General features: G+C 73.0%; 14 protein-coding genes and 1 pseudogene. 4 read left to right on the top strand and 11 right to left on the bottom strand.

The features are described from left to right. Positions 1 to 129: 129 nt before the first annotated feature. From pstS to ACXKR8_RS22415, 11 genes and pseudogenes are all read right to left on the bottom strand, one after another. Complete coding sequence (pstS, locus tag ACXKR8_RS22465; protein ID WP_458274674.1) at positions 130 to 1269, bottom strand: phosphate ABC transporter substrate-binding protein PstS; 1140 nt, start codon at positions 1267 to 1269, stop codon at positions 130 to 132. A 253-nt stretch (positions 1270 to 1522) separates the two neighbouring features. Continuing rightward, positions 1523 to 1966 (bottom strand): NUDIX hydrolase, encoded by a 444-nt coding sequence (locus tag ACXKR8_RS22460; protein WP_462100640.1) that lies wholly within the window; start codon positions 1964 to 1966, stop codon positions 1523 to 1525. After that, positions 1948 to 3120, bottom strand: a complete 1173-nt coding sequence (locus ACXKR8_RS22455) for a CHAD domain-containing protein (RefSeq protein WP_458274672.1) — start codon at positions 3118 to 3120, stop codon at positions 1948 to 1950. The genes ACXKR8_RS22460 and ACXKR8_RS22455 overlap by 19 nt, the downstream gene beginning before the upstream one ends. After that, the gene (locus tag ACXKR8_RS22450) at positions 3104 to 5299 is read right to left on the bottom strand and encodes an RNA degradosome polyphosphate kinase (RefSeq protein ID WP_458274671.1); all 2196 of its coding nucleotides are present in this window, start codon (positions 5297 to 5299) and stop codon (positions 3104 to 3106) included. The genes ACXKR8_RS22455 and ACXKR8_RS22450 overlap by 17 nt, the downstream gene beginning before the upstream one ends. A gap of 144 nt (positions 5300 to 5443) precedes the next feature. Next, positions 5444 to 6325 carry a mycothiol synthase gene (gene mshD / locus ACXKR8_RS22445; protein WP_458274670.1) on the bottom strand — a complete coding sequence of 294 codons (882 nt, stop codon included), beginning with the start codon at positions 6323 to 6325 and terminating at the stop codon, positions 5444 to 5446. Between the two features lie 83 nt (positions 6326 to 6408). Then, positions 6409 to 7550 (bottom strand): annotated as a pseudogene (locus tag ACXKR8_RS22440) (MFS transporter). A gap of 166 nt (positions 7551 to 7716) precedes the next feature. After that, positions 7717 to 9192: a sensor histidine kinase gene (locus ACXKR8_RS22435; protein WP_458275055.1), complete on the bottom strand. Its 1476-nt coding sequence runs from the start codon at positions 9190 to 9192 to the stop codon at positions 7717 to 7719. Positions 9193 to 9251: 59 nt separating this feature from the next. Further along, a complete protein-coding gene (locus ACXKR8_RS22430; RefSeq protein WP_458274668.1) occupies positions 9252 to 10019 on the bottom strand; it encodes a response regulator transcription factor in 768 nt (255 codons plus the stop codon). An 85-nt stretch (positions 10020 to 10104) separates the two neighbouring features. Continuing rightward, entirely contained in the window at positions 10105 to 11286 is a 1182-nt protein-coding gene (locus ACXKR8_RS22425) for a S1C family serine protease (RefSeq protein WP_458274667.1), read from the bottom strand. A 99-nt stretch (positions 11287 to 11385) separates the two neighbouring features. Further along, positions 11386 to 12432 carry a LacI family DNA-binding transcriptional regulator gene (locus tag ACXKR8_RS22420; RefSeq protein ID WP_458274666.1) on the bottom strand — a complete coding sequence of 349 codons (1047 nt, stop codon included), beginning with the start codon at positions 12430 to 12432 and terminating at the stop codon, positions 11386 to 11388. Positions 12433 to 12561: 129 nt separating this feature from the next. Continuing rightward, positions 12562 to 13347 (bottom strand): response regulator transcription factor, encoded by a 786-nt coding sequence (locus ACXKR8_RS22415; protein ID WP_458274665.1) that lies wholly within the window; start codon positions 13345 to 13347, stop codon positions 12562 to 12564. 171 nt (positions 13348 to 13518) lie between these two features. Between ACXKR8_RS22415 and ACXKR8_RS22410 the strand changes: the two genes are divergently transcribed. The 4 genes from ACXKR8_RS22410 to ACXKR8_RS22395 all read left to right on the top strand — a co-directional run bounded on the left by ACXKR8_RS22410 (position 13519) and on the right by ACXKR8_RS22395 (position 17230). Then, positions 13519 to 14322 carry an alpha/beta hydrolase gene (locus ACXKR8_RS22410; protein WP_458274664.1) on the top strand — a complete coding sequence of 268 codons (804 nt, stop codon included), beginning with the start codon at positions 13519 to 13521 and terminating at the stop codon, positions 14320 to 14322. Positions 14323 to 14368: 46 nt separating this feature from the next. After that, positions 14369 to 14662, top strand: a complete 294-nt coding sequence (locus tag ACXKR8_RS22405; protein ID WP_458274663.1) for a MoaD/ThiS family protein — start codon at positions 14369 to 14371, stop codon at positions 14660 to 14662. An 8-nt stretch (positions 14663 to 14670) separates the two neighbouring features. Continuing rightward, positions 14671 to 16434 (top strand): hypothetical protein, encoded by a 1764-nt coding sequence (locus ACXKR8_RS22400; RefSeq protein ID WP_458274662.1) that lies wholly within the window; start codon positions 14671 to 14673, stop codon positions 16432 to 16434. A gap of 88 nt (positions 16435 to 16522) precedes the next feature. After that, positions 16523 to 17230, top strand: coding sequence for an LmeA family phospholipid-binding protein (locus tag ACXKR8_RS22395; protein WP_458274661.1), 708 nt, complete (start codon positions 16523 to 16525; stop codon positions 17228 to 17230). The last annotated feature ends 118 nt before the right edge of the window (positions 17231 to 17348 follow it).

Raw genomic sequence — 17348 nt, 5'->3', positions numbered from 1 at the left:
GCGGCGGTGCACCGGACTGGCTGGGGGGAGTACCGGCGCCGTCCGGTCCCGCTCTCCCCCCGAGGGCGGGACCGGACGGCGCCGAGTCGTGCGGCTCTGCAGCTGGCTGCTGCGGTGGACCGGTGGGTCCTAGCCGAGGGCGGCGATGCCGGCCTTGACCTTGGTGGCCAGGGCGGCCGGCAGCGGGAAGTAGCCGAGCGAGGAGACGGACTGCTGTCCGGCGTCGCTGACGGTGTAGTTGAGGAAGGCCTTCAGGGCGGGCAGCGTGGCGGCCTTGTTGCCCTTGTCGCAGGCGATCTCGTAGGTCACCAGGATGATCGGGTAGGCGTTGTCGGCCTTGGTGGCGTAGTTGAGCTTGAGCGCCAGGTCGGCGCCGGTGCCCACGACCGGGGCGTCGGCCGCGGCGGCCGAGGCGTTGGCGGCGGTGGCGTCGACCGGGGCGGTGGCGCCGGTCGCGATCTTCGCGGTGGAGATGTTGCCGGCGGTGGCGTAGGACAGCTCGAAGTAGGAGATCGAGCCGGCCACCTTCTTCACCTGGGCGGCGAGACCGGCGGAGCCGTTCGCGGACTGGCCCGACTTGGCCGGCCACAGCTTGTTGGCCTCGTAGGGGAAGTCCGAGGCCGCGGTGGCCGCCAGGTAGGCGGTGAAGTTGGCGGTGGTGCCCGAGCCGTCCACGCGGTGGAAGGTCTGGATCGCCAGGCCGGGCAGCGTGGCGCTCGGGTTCAGCGCCTTGATGGCCGGGTCGTTCCACTTGGTGATCTTGCCGTTGAAGATCTTCGCCAGGGTGGGCGCGTCGAGGATCAGGCCGGTCACGCCGGGGAGGTTGTAGCCGATGGCGATGGGGCCGCCGATCATCGGCAGGTCGATGCCCTGGCCACCGGGGCAGGCGGCCTTGGTGGCCGTCACGTCGGCGTCCTTCAGCGCGGCGTCGGAGCCGGCGAAGGCGACCTTGCCGGACTCGAAGCTGGTGATGCCCGCGCCGGAGCCGTTGGCGTTGTAGTTGACCGTCACGCCGGGGCACTTGGCCTGGAAGTCCTTGACCCACTGGGTGACCGCGTTGGCCTGGGCGGTGGAACCCGCGCCCAGCAGTTGGCCGCTGCCGCAGTCGGCGCCGGCGGCGCTCGCGCTGGTGCCGGCCGCGGCGGAGGTGCTGGTGCTGGCCGCCGGGGTGTTGTTGTCGGAGCCGCACGCCGCGAGCGTCAGCGAGCTGACGACCGCCACGGCGCCGATGGCGAGGGCCTTGGTGCGGCCGTTCCGCTGGAGCTTCACTTGGTGTCCCTTTCTGGGGGCCCGCCGGTTCGGGGCTCCCGTGAGGGGCACCGCTGACCTGGGGCTTCGCTGTGGTTCGAGGGCCCTGCGGCCTTCGACAAACAGGACGTTAGGCGGGGGAGGTGAAGTGACGGGCCAGCACAAATGAACGGAGGGTGAACCTGGGACGGACGTCGGGATACGCCGTGCGGTAGTAACGGTTTCGCCACGGCGGCAACACGGCGTGGTTAAGAAGGACCGTGCTGACGCGGCGTCAGGACGGGTCGGCGGCGAGCTGGGCCGACGCGGCGAGCAGGGCGTCCACCAGCTCCTGGTCGTGCCCGTAGCTCAGCCGCTCGCGGGCGGCCGCGGCCGGCAGCCAGACCAGCCGGTCCACCTCGCGGTTGGCCGCGAAGGCCCCGCCGACCCGGACCGCGGCCCAGTAGCGCACCCGCTTGGGCCGCCCCTTGACCTCGTAGCGCTGGGTCGGCAGCTTGAAGCGCAGCTCGACCAGCATCCCGGTCTCCTCCCAGGCCTCTCGCCGCGCCGCGTCCCGATGCCGCTCGCCGACCTCCAGCTTCCCCTTGGGAAAGGTCCAGTCGCCCCACTTCGGCCGATGGATCAACGCCAGCTCCGGCCCCCCGGAACGCCCCGGCCGCCACAAGACCACTCCGGCGGCGCGGATCAGGTCGTCGTTCTTCAGCGATTCGTCAGCCATGCGTCGGTCAGCCGTCCGGAGTGGTCGAGGTCGGGCCAGGTGCTGCTGAAGGCGTGGCGTGCGGCTTCGACCTCCAGTCGTTGATCAGCATGGACCACGCCGAGGACGTAGGCGGTGGCGGGGGTTATCCGCGGGGTCAGGGCGGCCAGCGCGGCGGCCTCGGCGGCCTCGGCGGCGTCGCGGTGGCGGGCCAGGATCCGGGCCAGGTCGGCCAGGGCCGCCGCCGGACGGGTGGCCCGGGCGCCGGCCAGCGGGGCGCAGACCTCCAGCGCGTACTGGGTGCGCAGCACCAGCACCCGGACCTGCTGCCAGCGCTGGTCGTCGCCGGGGTCGTGCAGCATGTCGCCGGTGTACGCGACGGCCGCGCGGTCCAGCGGCAGCGCCGTCACCGCCGCGACCAGGGTGTCGGCCTCCGCGCTCGCGCAGGGGAGCAGCGCGCCCGCCGGGACCTGCTCGGCGCCGGGGCGCAGCGGCAGGTCGGAGACCAGCAGGGTCATCCGGTCGGCCAGGGCGTGGAACCGGGCCGAGCCGAGTTCCTGCAGTGCGGTGGTGTGGGCCCGGGAGCGGCCCAGGGTGAGCTGGCGCTCCAGCAGCGCCCGGGCCTTGGGCGCGCCGGGGTGCCGGGCCAGCAGCCCCTCCGCCTCCCGCTGCTGCGGCACCGGGCCCGCGGTGCGGTGCTCGGCTCCGGCGCCCGTACCCGCGCCCCCGGCGTCCGCGCAGGTGAGCGAGTCCAGGCTGCCGAGCAGCCGGGCCAGTCGGCGTCCGTAAGCCCGTTCCTGGCCGAGCAGGCCGCCGAGGCGGCTCAGCTCCTCGCGCAGCTCCAGCGACCAGCCGGGGTCCAGCAGCGACTCGAAGGTGTGCAGCGCCGCGCCGACCCGGCGCAGGGTGTGCAGGTCCACCGAGGGCAGCTCGCGGAGGAAGCTGCCCGCCTCGGTGGCGAGGTGGGCCGCGAGCGCCTCGGCGGCAGTCCTGCTGTCGTCGAGCAGCCCGTCGCCGCCCGGCGGGGCCTGCGTAGCGAGGGGTGCGTCGGTCATGGTGCGTAATTCCCCGTTGTCGTCGTTGGCGGCCGCCGCGGTCCTGGCTCCGAGGCCGGTCGTGGCCCCGAGGCCGGTGCCGGCCGCGGGGCCGGTGGTCCTGCTAGGCGGTCGAGCCACTCTGGCTCCAGCCACCGGTGCTGCGCTTGCGGCGCCGCGACTCGATCAGCAGCTCCTGCACATTGCGCAGCGGTCTGCCCTCGGCGTCGTGCGAGTGCCTGGTCCAGGCGCCGTCGGGGCCCAGGTGCCAGGACGAGGTGTCGTCGGCGGTGCCGAGCTCCAGCAGTCCGGCGAGTTCGGCCCGGTGGCCCGGGTCGGTGACCCGGAGCAGCGCCTCGATCCGCCGGTCCAGGTTGCGGTGCATCATGTCGGCGCTGCCGATCCACACCTCGGGGTCGCCGCCGTTGCCGAAGGCGAAGATCCTGGAGTGCTCCAGGAAGCGGCCGAGGATGCTGCGCACCCTGATGTTCTCGGAGAGTCCGGGGACGCCGGGCCGGACCGCGCAGATGCCGCGGACCCAGATGTCCACCGGGACTCCCGCCTGGGAGGCCCGGTAGAGGGCGTCGATGACGCCCTCGTCCACGATGGAGTTGACCTTGAACTGGATCCGGGCCGGGCGTCCGGCGCGGTGGTGCGCGATCTCGTCGTGGATCCGGGAGACCAGGCCCTGCCGCAGCGAGCGCGGGGCGACCAGCAGCCGGCGGTAGGACTCCCGGCGGGAGTAGCCGGAGAGCCGGTTGAACAGGTCGGAGAGGTCCGCGCCGACCTGCGGGTCGGCGGTGAGCACGCCCAGGTCCTCGTACATCCGCGCGGTCTTGGGGTGGTAGTTGCCGGTGCCGACATGGGCGTAGCGGCGCAGGGTGTCGCCCTCCTGGCGGACCACCAGCGACAGCTTGCTGTGCGTCTTCAGCCCGACCAGGCCGTAGACCACGTGGCAGCCGGCCTCCTCCAGCTTGCGGGCCCACTTGATGTTGGCCTGCTCGTCGAACCGCGCCTTGATCTCGACCAGCACCAGCACCTGCTTGCCGGACTCGGCGGCGTCGATCAGGGCGTCCACGATCGGCGAGTCGCCCGAGGTCCGGTAGAGGGTCTGCTTGATCGCGAGCACGTCGGGGTCGTTGGCGGCCTGCTCCAGGAACGCGGTGACCGAGGTGGAGAAGCTGTCGTAGGGGTGGTGCAGCAGCACGTCCCGCTCGCGGACCGCGGCGAAGATGTCCGGCTGCGAGGCCGACTCCACGTCGGAGAGCCCGCGCGCGGTGCTCGCCACGAACGGCGGGTACTTCAGCTCCGGACGGTCGAGACCGGCGATGGCGAACAGACCGGTCAGGTCGAGCGGCCCGGGCAGCGGATAGACCTCGGACTCGGTGATGTTCAGCTCGCGGATCAGCAGGTCCAGCACGTACGGGTCGATGGACTCCTCGACCTCCAGCCGCACCGGCGGCCCGAAGCGGCGCCGCATCAGCTCCTTCTCCAGCGCCTTGAGGATGTTCTCGGTGTCGTCCTCCTCCACCTCCAGGTCCTCGTTGCGGGTCACCCGGAAGGCATGGTGCTCCAGCACCTCCATGCCCGGGAACAGCTCCTCCAGATGCGCGCCCATCACGTCCTCCAGCGGGACGTAGCGCTCGGGCGAGGCCTCCAGGAAGCGGCTCAGCGACTGCGGCACCTTCACCCGGGCGAAGTGCTTGTGGCCGCTGGACGGGTTGCGGACCACCACCGCCAGGTTCAGCGAGAGGCCGGAGATGTACGGGAACGGGTGCGCCGGGTCGACCGCCAGCGGGGTCAGCACCGGGAAGATCTTCTGCCGGAACAGGGTCAGCAGCCGGCCCTGCTCCTTGTCGCCGAGCTCGCTCCAGCGGACCAGCTCGATCCCCTCGGCGGCCAGCTCGGGCAGCAGGTCCTGATGGAAGCAGGCGGCGTGGCGGGCCATCAGCTCACGCGAACGGGTCCATATCTTCTCCAGCACCTCGCGCGGCTGCAGCCCGGCGGCGGAGCGCTGGGCCACGCCGGTGGCGATCCGCCGCTTCAGCCCGGCCACCCTGACCATGAAGAACTCGTCCAGGTTGCTGCCGAAGATCGCCAGGAACTTGACCCGCTCCAGCAGCGGGGTCTCCGGATCCTCGGCGAGTTCGAGCACCCGCTCGTTGAAGGCCAGCCAACTGCGCTCGCGGTCCAGGAAGCGGCCCTGCGGCAGCTCCTCCTCGGCGGCGTCCTCGACCCCGGTGTCGGGCAGCAGGACGGTGACATTGGCGGGCACGGGGACGGGTACGGCGACTGGTCCGGGAACGGGTGCGGCGGTCATGGCGGGCGGCTCCTCCTGCAGGGGGTCTTCCGGTGCTGTCATGGTCCCTGCGGGTTGCATTTCGTGATCTTTGCAACGGCGTCTGAACTCAAGGTAAATACAGGGTGGCCTGCAGGAAAGCTGAGGCGGACGGCTCAGGGCAGGTCACCCTGTGTGCACGGTTCGATACATCAGGTCCACCTCGTACACCGTGAAACCCAGTCGTTCATATACCCGGACTGCCGCCGGGTTATCGGCGTCCACGTAGAGCAGTACGGTGTGCAGCCCGCGCTCCTCGCCGAGGTACCGCAGGCCGACCGCGGTCAGCGCCCGGCCCAGGCCGCTGCCCTGCTCGGACGGGGCGACCCCGACCACGTACACCTCTCCGAGGTCGCGCTCCACCTTGGTCCAGTGGAAGCCGACCAGCTTGGCGCCGTCCTTTCCGGCCCGCTCGGCCAGGAAGAAGCCCTCCGGGTCGAACCAGGGCTCGGCGAGCCGGTCCTCCAGGTCGGTCCTGGTCCAGCCGCCCTGCTCGGGGTGGTGCGCGAAGGCGGCGGCGTTCAGCGCCAGCCACTCGGCCTCGTCGGCGCCGGGCACGAAGGTGCGCAGGGTGACGCCCTCCGGCAGCTCCGCGCGGACGTCCTCGACCGGCAGCGGGCGGCGCATCTGCCGCAGCTCGCGGACCAGCTCCATCCCCAGCGCCCCGGCCAGGTGCCGGGCGGCGGGGTGGCCGCCGTGCGCCCAGACCCGCTCCGCGCCGGTCGAGACCACCGCGCCGACAAGGCCGCGCCCGAAGCCCTCGCCGCGCCGGGCCGGATCCACCACCAGCTCGGCCGTCCCGCCGGCATCCACCTGCCCGTAGCCGACGAGTGCGCCGCCGTCGTACTGCAGCAGATGATGCACTCCCTCGCGCGGCCCGCGCAGGGCCAGTCGTCCCTGCTCCGACACGGCGTTCTTGCCGTCCGCCTTGGCCGAGGCCTCCAGCAGCGCCTCCACCTCGGCCCGCTGTCCGCCGTCCACCGACCCCACCACCACGACTGCATCCATGGCACCGACGATACGTCCGAGCGAGGGTCGTACGCGCGGTCGTTCAGGCGGCGTCGAGGGGTATCGGGCGGCGCGCGGGCGGGTCAGGCGGCGTCGGCGGGGATGACGGCGATCGCGGCGAGGGCGCAGCCGGACGCGCAGGCGAAGGCGGTGCCGTAGCCGGCCGAGGTGATGATCGCGCCGACGATCGGCGGGGCCAGCGAGGCGGTGAGGTTCTGGCCGATGTTCTGGACCCCCAGCGCCCGCCCGGCCCAGTGCGGTCCGGCCAGCTCGGCGACGGAGGTGAAGGACAGCCCGTTGGTGCTGGCGGAGAGCCCGCACAGGGCGATCAGCACCACCACCGAGGCTGCGGACGGCCACCACTGGGCGAATGCGGCCAGTAGCAGCGACAGCGTGCCGACCGCCACCGCCAGCACCCGCATCGGCCGCAGCCTGCTGCCGACCGCGTCGGACCAGCGGCCCGCGCCGATCCGGCAGGCCGCGGCCAGCCCCTGGCCGACGGCCATCAGCTGCCCGGCCGCGACCGGCGACCAGTGCCGTACGTCGGTCAGGAAGACCAGGCCGAACGCCCCGACCGTGAACTGCGGCCAGACCAGCAGCGCGGCCGAGCCGTGGATCCGCCACAGCGTGGACGCGCCGCGGTACGGGGAGGCCGGCTTGGCGCCGCCGGGGCCGGTCGCGGGCGCCGGGGCGGATCCACCACCAGCGCGGCCACCAGGACCGCCATCACCCCGCTCAGCACGGTGACGAACACCAGCGCGCCGTGCAGCCCGTAGGCCGCCGCCAGCGGGGGCATCGAGACGGCCGCCACCAGTAGTCCCAGCGGGGTCGAGGTCTGCCGGATGCCCATCGCCAGGCCGCGCTGCTCCGGGGCGAACCAGCCCAGCACCACCCGCCCGCTCGCCGCGGACACCGAGGCCCCGGCTGCTCCCGCCAGCGCGAACATCAGCCCCAGCGGCACCAGCCCGTGCACCAGCAGCGCCCCGGCCAGGGCCAGCGTCGACAGCCCCAGCCCGGTGGCCAGCACCACCCGCTCGCCGTAGCGGTCGGTGGCGGCGCCCCAGGCGTACAGCGCCAGCAGCAGGCCCACGGTGGGGCAGGCGACCAGCACCCCGGCCCGGGTCAGGTCCAGGCCCTCGGTCCGGCGCAGGGTCGGGATCAGGTACGGCAGCCCGTAGACGAAGGCGAAGGAGCTGGTCTGCGCGGCGGTGCCGAGCGCCAGCATCAGCCAGCGCCGGTTGCCGCCGGTCGCCTCCGGCGTCGGTGCTGTGCCTGTTGTCGGCTGACTGCTGCTGCCCATGGCTGACTCCCCGCAGATCCGGATGGACGATGCGGTCATGATGGCGTGGCATCCGCCAGTTGGGACAGTTCGTATCAGATGTCGGACACGGTCAGATGTTGGACACGGTCTCGGTCGGCGTCACCATGGGCGTCGGCGTCGGCGGGCCCTGCGGCGGCGTCGGCGGCGGGGGCGTGGGCGCGCCCGGCAGCTGCACCGTCGCCAGCGCCCCGCCGGTCACCCCGTCCGGGCCCGGCTCGGCCGCGGCCAGCGAGACCTCGCCGCCGGCCTCGCGGACGGTCTGCGCGACGATCGCCAGGCCGAGGCCAGAACCCGGCATCTGCCGGGCGGACGGCGAGCGCCAGAAGCGGTCGAACACATGCGGCAGGTCCTCGGCCGGGATGCCGGGCCCCCGGTCCCGCACGGTCAGCGTGCCGAACCGCAGCCGGACGTCGATGGCGCCGCCGGCCGGGCTGAACTTCACCGCGTTGTCGAGCAGGTTGATCACGGCCCGCTCCATCGCGTGCGCGTCCGCCCGGACGTACCAGGGGCGCAGGTCGACGGCGAAGGTCAGCCCCGGGCCGCGGAGCCGGGCCCGGTCCAGCGCGCGGGCCACGATGTCGTGCAGCGGCAGCACCTCCAAGGGCTTGGAGCCCTTGGGACGGGACGGCCGGGACAGCTCCAGCAGGTCCACGATGAGGGTGGAGAGCTCCACCATCTGGGCCTTCATATTGCCCATCATCCGAGTCCGGGTCGCCTCGGGCAGGGCCCGTCCGGTCTCCTCGCTGCGCACCAGCAGGTCGACGTTCGTCCGCAGCGAGGTCAGCGGGGTGCGGAGCTCGTGCCCGGCATCGGCGATCAGCTGCGACTGTCGGTCCCGGGAGCTGGCGAGAGCAGTGCTCATGGAGTTGAACGCCTCGCTCAGCCTGGCGATCTCGTCCTTCCCGGACACGGCGATGGTGGTGCCGGGCTCCTGGGTGCGGGCGATCTCCTCGACCGCCTCGGTGAGCCGGTCCACCGGCTTCAGCGCCGCCCGGGCCACCAGCAGGCCGACCCCGGCCGCGCCCAGCACACCGGTGGCGGCGACCGCCACCAGCGCCAGCAGCAGCCCGCGCAGCGCGTCCTCGGTGGCCTTCAGCGGCACGGCGACGAACAGGACGTTGCCGTTTCCGATGGGCACGACGCGCACCCGGGCAGAGGTTCCGTCGGTGTACTTGCCGGACCGGGTGGTGGTGGCCTGCAGCGAGTAGTCGGACTGATTGACGACGATGGCCCGGGTCGCGGAGGTGGGCAGACAACTCTGCCCCTGGTAGACCTGCAGGTCCCAGCGCAGCGACGACTGCTTCTGGGCCCCGAGCTGGGCGGCGGAGTTCTGTCGGGCGGTGAGTTCAGCGAGGGCCGCGGTCGGGGTCGTCGCGCACACGTACCCCTGCGAGTCGATGTCATGGGGCTGGACGCTCGCCAGACTCTTGTCGACCTGGCTGTAGAGCTGGTCCTTCACGATGAAGAAGCAGGCCAGGGCCGAGGCCGCGATGACCACGGCCACCGCCGCGGCGGTGAGCATCGACAGCCGTCCGCGCAGCGACATCCGGCTGAACCAGCCGCCGAACCGCTGCGGTCTGACCTCCGCGGGGGCAGCGTCCCCGCTCACGTGCCCACACCCGCGCGGAGCGCGTAGCCCACGCCGCGCACGGTGTGGACCAGACGGGACTGCCCGCCGGCCTCGGTCTTGCGGCGCAGGTACATCACGTACACGTCCAGCGAGTTGGAGGACGGCTCGAAGTCGAAGCCCCAGACCGCCTTGAGGATCTGCTCCCGGGTCAGCACCTGGCGCGGGTGCGCCAGGAACATCTCCAGCAGCATGTACTCGGTGCGGGTCAGCTCGACCTGCCGGCCGCCGCGGGTGACCTCGCGGGTGGTGGTGTTCATCCGGAGGTCCTCGAAGGAGAGCACCTCGTCCTCGGCCGCGCTGCCGAGCCCGGCCGCCGCCACGATCGTGCTGCGCCGCAGCAGCGCCCGGACCCGGGCCAGCAGCTCGTCCAGTTCGAACGGCTTGGCGAGGTAGTCGTCCGCGCCCACGTCGAGACCGGTGACCCGGTCGCCGACCGCGTCCCGGGCGGTGAGCATCAGCACCGGGACGGAGTCGCCCCGGGCCCGCAGCCGGCGGACCGTGGTCAGTCCGTCCAGCCGCGGCATCATGATGTCGAGCAGGACCAGGTCCGGGGTGTTCGCGGCGATCGCGTCCAGCGCCTCCAGGCCGTCGGAGGCGGTGGTCACCTCGTAGCCCTCGAAGGCGAGGCTGCTCTCCAGCGCGTCCCGCAGGGCGGGCTCGTCGTCCACGACGAGCACGCGGGCCAGCGCCTCCTCCGTGCCATTGGGCTCATTGGCGCCTGGCTGGGCTGCTGCGGCAGTCATCTGGATGTTCCTCGGCTTTTCTCGGTGGCGGACGGACGCCACGATGGCATCCCTACGCGATTCTCCGGCAACGACGCGCCACGCGTCAGGAGGTGACGCTGTGCCCGGCCTGCAGCTGCGGCAGGACCGCCTTCACCGCGTTGATCGGGATGGCGAAACCAAGGCCCACGCTTCCGGCCTGGCTGCCGGAGCTGCTGGAGTCCGAGGACGAGTACATCGACGCGTTGATGCCGATGACCTGGCCGGAGCTGTTGAGCAGCGGCCCGCCGGAGTTGCCGGGGTTGAGCGAGGCGTCGGTCTGGATCGCGCTGTAGGTCGCGGTCTGCGCGCCCGAGCCGCTGGAGGAGCCGCCGCTGCCGCCCAGGCCGCCGCCGCCCTGCTCACCCTGCCAGCTGGGGTAGCCGTAGCCGCCGTTGCTCTGCACGGTGCTCTCGCTGACGTCCACGGTGACCTTGCGGTTCAGCGCGCTGACGATGCCGGAGGTGACCGTCCCGGTGAGGCCGTCGGGGTTGCCGATGGCGACGACCGAGTCGCCTATCGCCACCTGGCCGGAGTCGCCGAGCGAGGCGGTCTTCAGCCCGCTGACGCCGGCGGCCTTGATCACCGCGACGTCGAGCCCGGAGTCGGTGCCGACGATGCTGCCGGTCGCGGTCTTGCCGTCGCTGAAGGTCACCTTGATGGTGGCGCTGCTGTCGGAGGCCGCGGAGGAGATCACGTGGAAGTTGGTCAGGATCTGGCCGGTCGAGGTCAGCACGATGCCGGTGCCGATGTCCTCGCTGCTGCCCGAGGTCACCGTGATCTGCACGGTGGCCGGGGAGACCGCGGCGGCGATGGCGGCGGTGTTGCTGGTGCTCTTGGAGTCGGAGGTGACCACGGCGGCGGTGCTGTAGTTGCCGGGCGTGCTCCGGTCGGCGCTGATCACGCCGCCGGCCACCCCGCCGGCCAGCGCGGAGACCAGGGCCACCGCGGCGACCAGCGCCATCGGGCGGCGCAGCTTGCTGCGCTTCTTCGGCGCGGGCTCACCGGCGTGGTGCGCGGGGCCGCCGGGCTCGCCGGGGCCGCCCGCGCCGCCGCCGAAGCCGGGGTCGTTGCCGTACGGGTACGGCGTGGGGAGGACGGTGCCCTCGATCGGCCGCTCGTGCGCCGTCGGGGCGTGCCCCGGCATGGGGGGCAGCTGCGCGGTGCTGTCGGCGCCCGCCGCTTCGGTGTAGTGGGGGTACGCGCCCGGCTCGGGGGCGCCTGCAGGATTCCGGTGCGTATCGCTCATGTGATTAAGGTCCGCCCGCAACATGAGAGCCCACTGAGAGCCAGCTCATAGCCCGACGAAAGAATCTTCGGACTCAGGAGCCGCAGATGAGCGGCCGCTCTACAGCGGCTTTGACCCGTCTGCGGGGCAGCCGCAGGAACGCCGGGTGACCAGGCGGTTCGGGAATCGGCGCACCCGCGGCGTGTCCGAGCCCGGCACCAGCAGCGAGTCGTCCAGCACCAGGTCCACCGCGGCCCGGGCCATCGCGTCCCGGTCGGAGGCGATGGTGGTCAGCGGCGGGTCGCAGAACGCGGCCTCGGGGATGTCGTCGAAGCCGGCCACGGCCAGGTCCTCCGGCACCCGAACGCCGACCTCGCGGGCGGCCCTGAGCACGCCGATCGCCTGGTCGTCGGTGGAGCAGAAGATCGCCGGCGGGCGGTCGGGGGAGCGCAGCAGCTCCACCGCCACGTTGTACGCCCCGTAGCGGTCGAAGGGGGCGTCGATCAGCCGGCCCTCGGTGGACAGGCCGGCCGCGGCCATGGCCCGGCGCCAGCCCTCGATGTGGTCGATCACCGGGTCGCCGGCCGCGGCCACCTCGACCGGGCCGCCGATGCACGCCACATAGGGGTGGCCGTGTTCCAGCAGATGGGTGACGGCCAGCTCCGAGCCGCCGATGTCGTCGGTGACCACCGCGACGTCCTCGGCGGTCTCCGGGCGCAGGTGCAGCAGCACAAGACGGGAGTCGTCCTGGGCGGCGAACTCGTGCGCGGCCTGCTGCGAGGCGCTGCGGCTGATCAGGATCAGTCCGGCCACCCGCATGCCGAGGAAGGCCCGCACATAGTGCATCTCGCGGTCGCCGACGTAGTCGGAGTTCCCTATCAGCACGATCTTGCCGCGCTCGGAGGCCACCCGTTCCACCGCGTGCGAGAGCTCCGCGAAGAACGGCTGGCGGGCATCGGGCACGACCATGCCGATGAGGTTGGTACGGCGGCTCGCCATCGCCTGGGCGACGCTGTTGGGGCGGTAGCCGAGCTGGGCTATCGCCGCGAGCACGCGTTCGCGGGTCGCCGGGGCGACCGGGCGGGGGCCATTGTTGATGACGTAGCTGACGACCGCGGTCGAGGTCCCTGCCAGCCTGGCCACATCGTCGCGGGTCACCTTGGGCACGGCCGCAGTCTACGCGCACAGACGATGCGGGGTGGACCTGTCCAAAACCACGGAACCGGGCAGCCGGAACCGGCCCGGGCGCGCGGCAGGAACCCGGAAGCCCCCGGCCTCCTGCCCCGCGCCCGGTCCTCAGACCTCGACGTTCGCCTCGACCGCGGCCGCACTGGAGGCCGCGTCGCCCTCGGCCGGCTCGGTGGTGGCCCCGGCGCTGTCGCCGGGCCTGGGCACGACGCCCTTCTCGGCCTTCTCCGGCACCACGAAGCGGTAGCCGACGTTGCGCACGGTGCCGATCAGCTGCTCGTGCTCGGGGCCGAGCTTGGCGCGCAGCCGACGGACGTGCACGTCCACCGTCCGGGTGCCGCCGAAGTAGTCGTAGCCCCAGACCTCCTGCAGCAGCTGGGCCCGGGTGAAGACCCGGCCCGGGTGCTGCGCGAGGTACTTGATCAGCTCGAACTCCTTGAAGGTCAGGTCCAGGACCCGGCCCTTGAGCTTGGCGCTGTAGGTGGCCTCGTCGACCGAGAGGTCGCCGTTGCGGATCTCCATCGGACTGTCGTCCTGGATGACCTGCATCCGGCCGGTGGCGAGCCGGATCCTGGCCTCGACCTCGGCCGGGCCCGCGGTGTCCAGCAGGACGTCGTCGATGCCCCACTCGGCGGTGACGGCGGCGAGGCCGCCCTCGGTGACGATCAGGACCACCGGCGCACCGGGGCCGGTCGAGCGCAGCAGCTGGCAGAGGCTGCGGATGTGCGGAAGATCTCGGCGTCCGTCCACCAGGATCACGTCGGCGCTGGGGGTGTCCACCAGGGCGGAGCCCTCGGCGGGGGCCACGCGCACGTTGTGCAGCAGCAGCCCGAGTGCGGGAAGTACTTCGGCGGACGGCTGAAGGGCGTTGGTCAGCAGCAGCAGAGAACTCATACCCGGTTGGTCCCCTTTCCGGGTGGGACGGAGGGGTCGGCGACTCCCGTTGATCCAGCCGGCCGCACAACGCTGTGCGGACCGTGCTGGTGGTGGTGCCGGTCGTTCCAAAGCACAAAAGGATCCGGGGGCGACTCTGCCCGGATCCCTTGGAGAAGGAGAATAGCCCACATGGACGCTGCCGCGAAGGGTCTGACCAGGAACAGAGGGAGCGCGCGCCCGTGGGGTGCGCCCGCCGAGGCACTGCTGATCACCGGGGACGGGGTCGGGATCCACGCCGAGCACCGCCCTGCGGCCGAGGCCGGGGCGACCCTGGCGGTGGTGGTCGCACACGGTTTCAGCGGCGCGGTCGAGCGTCCGGCGGTGCGCCGCGCGGCCGAGGTGCTGTCCGCCAGGGCCGGCGTGGTGACCTTCTCCTTCCGCGGCCACGGACGCTCCGAGGGCCGCTCCACGGTGGGCGATCTGGAGGTGCTGGACCTGGAGGCGGCGGTGTCCTGGGCCCGTTCGCTGGGCTACCGCCGGATCGTCACCGTCGGCTTCTCCATGGGCGGCGCGGTCGCGATCCGCCACGCCGCGCTCTACGGGGGCGTAGGGGCGGTGGCCTCGGTCAGCGCCCCGGCCCGCTGGTACTACCGGGGCACGGTGCCGATGCGGCGGCTGCACTGGGTGGTGATGAAACCGCTCGGACGGGTGGTCGGCCGGCTCGGGCTGCACACCAGGATCGACCCCAACGACTGGGTGGAGGTCCCGCTTCCGCCCGTGCGGGCGGCGGCGCTGCTGCGGGTCCCGCTGCTGGTGGTGCACGGCGACAGCGACCCCTACTTCCCGCTGGACCACCCGCGCTCGCTGTACCGGGCGGCCGCCCCGAACGGCGCCGCCGAGCTGTGGATCGAGCCGGGCTTCGGCCACGCCGAGAACGCCGCCGACGACGCCCTGCTCGAACGTGTGGGCGAGTGGCTTGGCAGGGCCCTCTGACCAGGGCGCGGTGACGAACCCGCGGTGGGGAGGCCATGATGGGCCGATGCGAGGTTCCACGGAAACAGAGACAGCGCGGGTGCACGAGGGCGTGATCCGCTACTGGGCGGCGGCCAAGGCCGAGGCCGGTACCGGTGAGGAGCCCTACCGCGCGGCGACGCTCGCCGAGGCGCTGGACGCGGCCCGGCGGCTGCACGCCGACCGCCCGCGCTTCGCCCAGGTGCTCGGCCTGTGCTCGTTCCTGGTGGACGGCGCCCCGGTCGGCACCCGCGACCACGCGACGGTGGAACTGGCCCAGGGCGGCACCGTCGAGGTCCTGCCGCCGTTCGCTGGAGGGTGACCCGGAACATGTCCGACAACTACTCGGGTTCGCCGATCTTCCCGGCCGAGGACCCGCACCAGGTACAGCAGCAGCCCCATCCGCAGCAGCCGCAGCCCGGTTGGGCGGATGCCGAGCCGACGGCGCTGCTGCCCCCGGTCCCGCCGCTTCCCCCGCAGGGCCAGGGCTGGGACCAGACGCAGCCGCCGCAGGGCCAGGGTTGGGACCAGGCGCAGCCGCCGCCGAGCTCCCACTTCAGCCAGATCCATGAGAAGTACGCCACCACCGAGGTCCCGCTCCCGCCGCTTCCGCCGCAGCAGGGCCAGGGCCAGCCTGCCGACCCGGCCTGGCCCGAGCACTGGACCCAGCAGCCCGCCCAGGCCGGCACCCCGGCCCCGCCCCCCGCCTGGCAGCCCCAGCAGCAGATGCAGCAGCCGCAGCCCGGTTGGGCCGGCCCCGAGCAGCCCGGCTACGCCACACCCCCGCAGCAGGGCCAGCAGCCGCAGGCCCCGCAGTACGCCGCGCAGCAGTACCCGGCTCAGCCGCAGGCACCGCAGTACCCGGCCCAGCAGGCCCAGCCGCAGCCCAACTGGGCCGATGCTGAGCAGACCGCGATGCTCCCCCCGGTCCCCTCCGGCTACGCCGCACCCCCGCCGCAGGCGTACCCGCCCTACCCCCCGCAGCAGCAGCTCCAGGCCCAGCCCCAGCAGCAGCTCCAGGCGGAGCCCCTCGCGCCCGGGGCCACCGGCTGGACCGACGCCCCGGTCGCCTACGCCGCGCCGTCCTCCCTCCGGGAGACCTTCGCCGCCGCGCAGCCCACCGGCCCGGCCGGGTCCTTCGCGCCCCCGCCCCCGCCGCAACTGGACCAGCAGCCCCCCGGCGGCTCGCTCCGCGAGGCCTTCGCCGCGGCCCGGCCCACCGGCCCGGTCGCACCCGGCCAGCAGGCCCCCGCACAGCCTTTCGCGACCGCAGCTACCGCCGCACCCGGCGCACCCGCGGCGTTCGCGGCCCCCGCCGCCCCCGCGGCCCGTACCGGCTCGCCGATCATCGACCCCGGCATCCAGCCCGCCGCCGCCACCCTCGCCCTCGCGGTCCTGCTCGCGCTCGCCGCGCTGCTGGGACGCTTCGGGCTGGTCGTCCCGGTGCTGCTGCTGCAGGCGGTCACCGCGGCCGGCTGGTTCCGGCTGAACGGGATGTGGCCGGCCCGGCAGGGCATCGCGCTGGCCGCGCTGGGCGGCTTCACCGCCGACGCCGCCGCGCTGGCCGCGGCCGGCGGCACCGCTCCGGCGGTGCTGGCGGGAACCCTCGGCGGGTTCTTCCTGCTGGTGCTGATCCTGCAGATCTTCCGGCCGAGCAACCCCGACGAGCGCTTCTACGCCCTCACCGTCAGTGCCTCGGCGACGGTGATGACCGTGCTGGCCGGCAGCTTCCTCGCGGCGGGGACGCTCAGCCACCACGGCTGGTCCACCGGCGCGGTGGTCGTGGTCGGTGCGCTCTCGGCCGGGGTCGCCACCGCGGTGTCGGCGCTGCCGATGCTCCCGGCGAAGCTCGACTTCGCCGCGGGCGGGGTCGCCGGACTGGTCGTCGGGGCCCTGCTCGGGGTGCTCAGCGGGGTCGGCCTCGGCGGCGGACTGGCGCTCGGGCTCGCCGCGGGCGTCTGCGCGCTGGTCGGGCGCCGGGTCGCGGCGTACGACTTCCCGTCCCGCTTCGTCCACCTCACCGCCGGTGTGGTGCTGCCGCTCGCCTGTGCCGCCCCGGCGGTCTTCCTGGTAGGTCACCTGCTCGCGGGCTGAACGAACACTTGTCCGGGCAGGAGAACCGCCGGGCTCCTCCCGGAGTCCCAGCTACCGCGAGGAACCGTCACCGTCGGAGGGGAACCCCATGCGCGCCGCACGTCGCCTGCTCATCGTCCTACTGGTCCTGTTCGGACTGTTCGTGGCAGCGGACCGGATCGCCCTCCACTTCGCCGAGAGCGAGGCGGCGACCAAGATGCAGACCTCCCGGAACCTGCCGGAGAAGCCCAAGGTCAGCATCGAAGGGTTCCCCTTCCTGACCCAGCTGCTGAGCTCCAAGTTCGACGAGGTGAAGGTGACCTCACCGGAGCTGACGGTCAACGACGGCAAGGGCGGCCCCAACCTCCGGCTGCAGAACTTCGCCATCGACGGCAAGGACGTGCGGGTCACCGGCAACTACACCGGGATCGTCGCCGGCAGCGGCACCGGCAGCGCGCTGATCTCCTACAGCGACCTCACCAACGCCCTGCCCAACCACACGGTCGTCGCCTACGGCGGCGCCCCCGGCAAGGTGAAGGTCTCCGGGAAGGTCGACCTCCCGGTCCTGGGTGCGCAGAACGTCTCCGGCAGGGCCGATGTGAGCGTGGTGGACGGCACCGAGATCAGCCTGAACAACCTCAGCGGGATCACCGGCGTCGCCCCGGGGGTCGGCGACCTGGTCGCCTCCTTCCTGCAGCCCAAGCTGCAGATCGCCGGACTGCCGGCGGGGCTGAAGCTCAACAGCGTGCAGGCCGGTCCTGACGGCGTCACCGTGCAGGTCTCGGGGACCGACGTCTCGCTCAGCAACAGCAACTGACGGCGGCCGACCGGCGGCCGACCGGCGGCCGACCGCCGCCGCCCGACCCCGCCGTCCCGATCCGCGAGACAGGCTGTCCACGCCCGTCTCGCGGATCGGTTCGCGGTCACTCCGTGCC

This window comes from Streptacidiphilus sp. PAMC 29251 (assembly GCF_054208735.2).
This window is presented reverse-complemented; position numbering and strand designations above follow the sequence as displayed.

What these genes read in the sequence shown, in the direction of transcription:
- ACXKR8_RS22435 (WP_458275055.1), bottom strand. Translation starts at nt 9,192, where the DNA reads ATGTCGCTGCGCGGACGGCTGTCGATGCTCACCGCCGCGGCGGTGGCC.
- ACXKR8_RS22430 (WP_458274668.1), bottom strand. Translation starts at nt 10,019, where the DNA reads ATGACTGCCGCAGCAGCCCAGCCAGGCGCCAATGAGCCCAATGGCACG.
- mshD (WP_458274670.1), bottom strand. Translation starts at nt 6,325, where the DNA reads ATGGATGCAGTCGTGGTGGTGGGGTCGGTGGACGGCGGACAGCGGGCC.
- ACXKR8_RS22415 (WP_458274665.1), bottom strand. Translation starts at nt 13,347, where the DNA reads ATGAGTTCTCTGCTGCTGCTGACCAACGCCCTTCAGCCGTCCGCCGAA.
- ACXKR8_RS22410 (WP_458274664.1), top strand. Translation starts at nt 13,519, where the DNA reads ATGGACGCTGCCGCGAAGGGTCTGACCAGGAACAGAGGGAGCGCGCGC.
- ACXKR8_RS22400 (WP_458274662.1), top strand. Translation starts at nt 14,671, where the DNA reads ATGTCCGACAACTACTCGGGTTCGCCGATCTTCCCGGCCGAGGACCCG.
- ACXKR8_RS22395 (WP_458274661.1), top strand. Translation starts at nt 16,523, where the DNA reads ATGCGCGCCGCACGTCGCCTGCTCATCGTCCTACTGGTCCTGTTCGGA.
- ACXKR8_RS22425 (WP_458274667.1), bottom strand. Translation starts at nt 11,286, where the DNA reads ATGAGCGATACGCACCGGAATCCTGCAGGCGCCCCCGAGCCGGGCGCG.
- ACXKR8_RS22460 (WP_462100640.1), bottom strand. Translation starts at nt 1,966, where the DNA reads ATGGCTGACGAATCGCTGAAGAACGACGACCTGATCCGCGCCGCCGGA.
- ACXKR8_RS22450 (WP_458274671.1), bottom strand. Translation starts at nt 5,299, where the DNA reads ATGACCGCCGCACCCGTTCCCGGACCAGTCGCCGTACCCGTCCCCGTG.
- ACXKR8_RS22405 (WP_458274663.1), top strand. Translation starts at nt 14,369, where the DNA reads ATGCGAGGTTCCACGGAAACAGAGACAGCGCGGGTGCACGAGGGCGTG.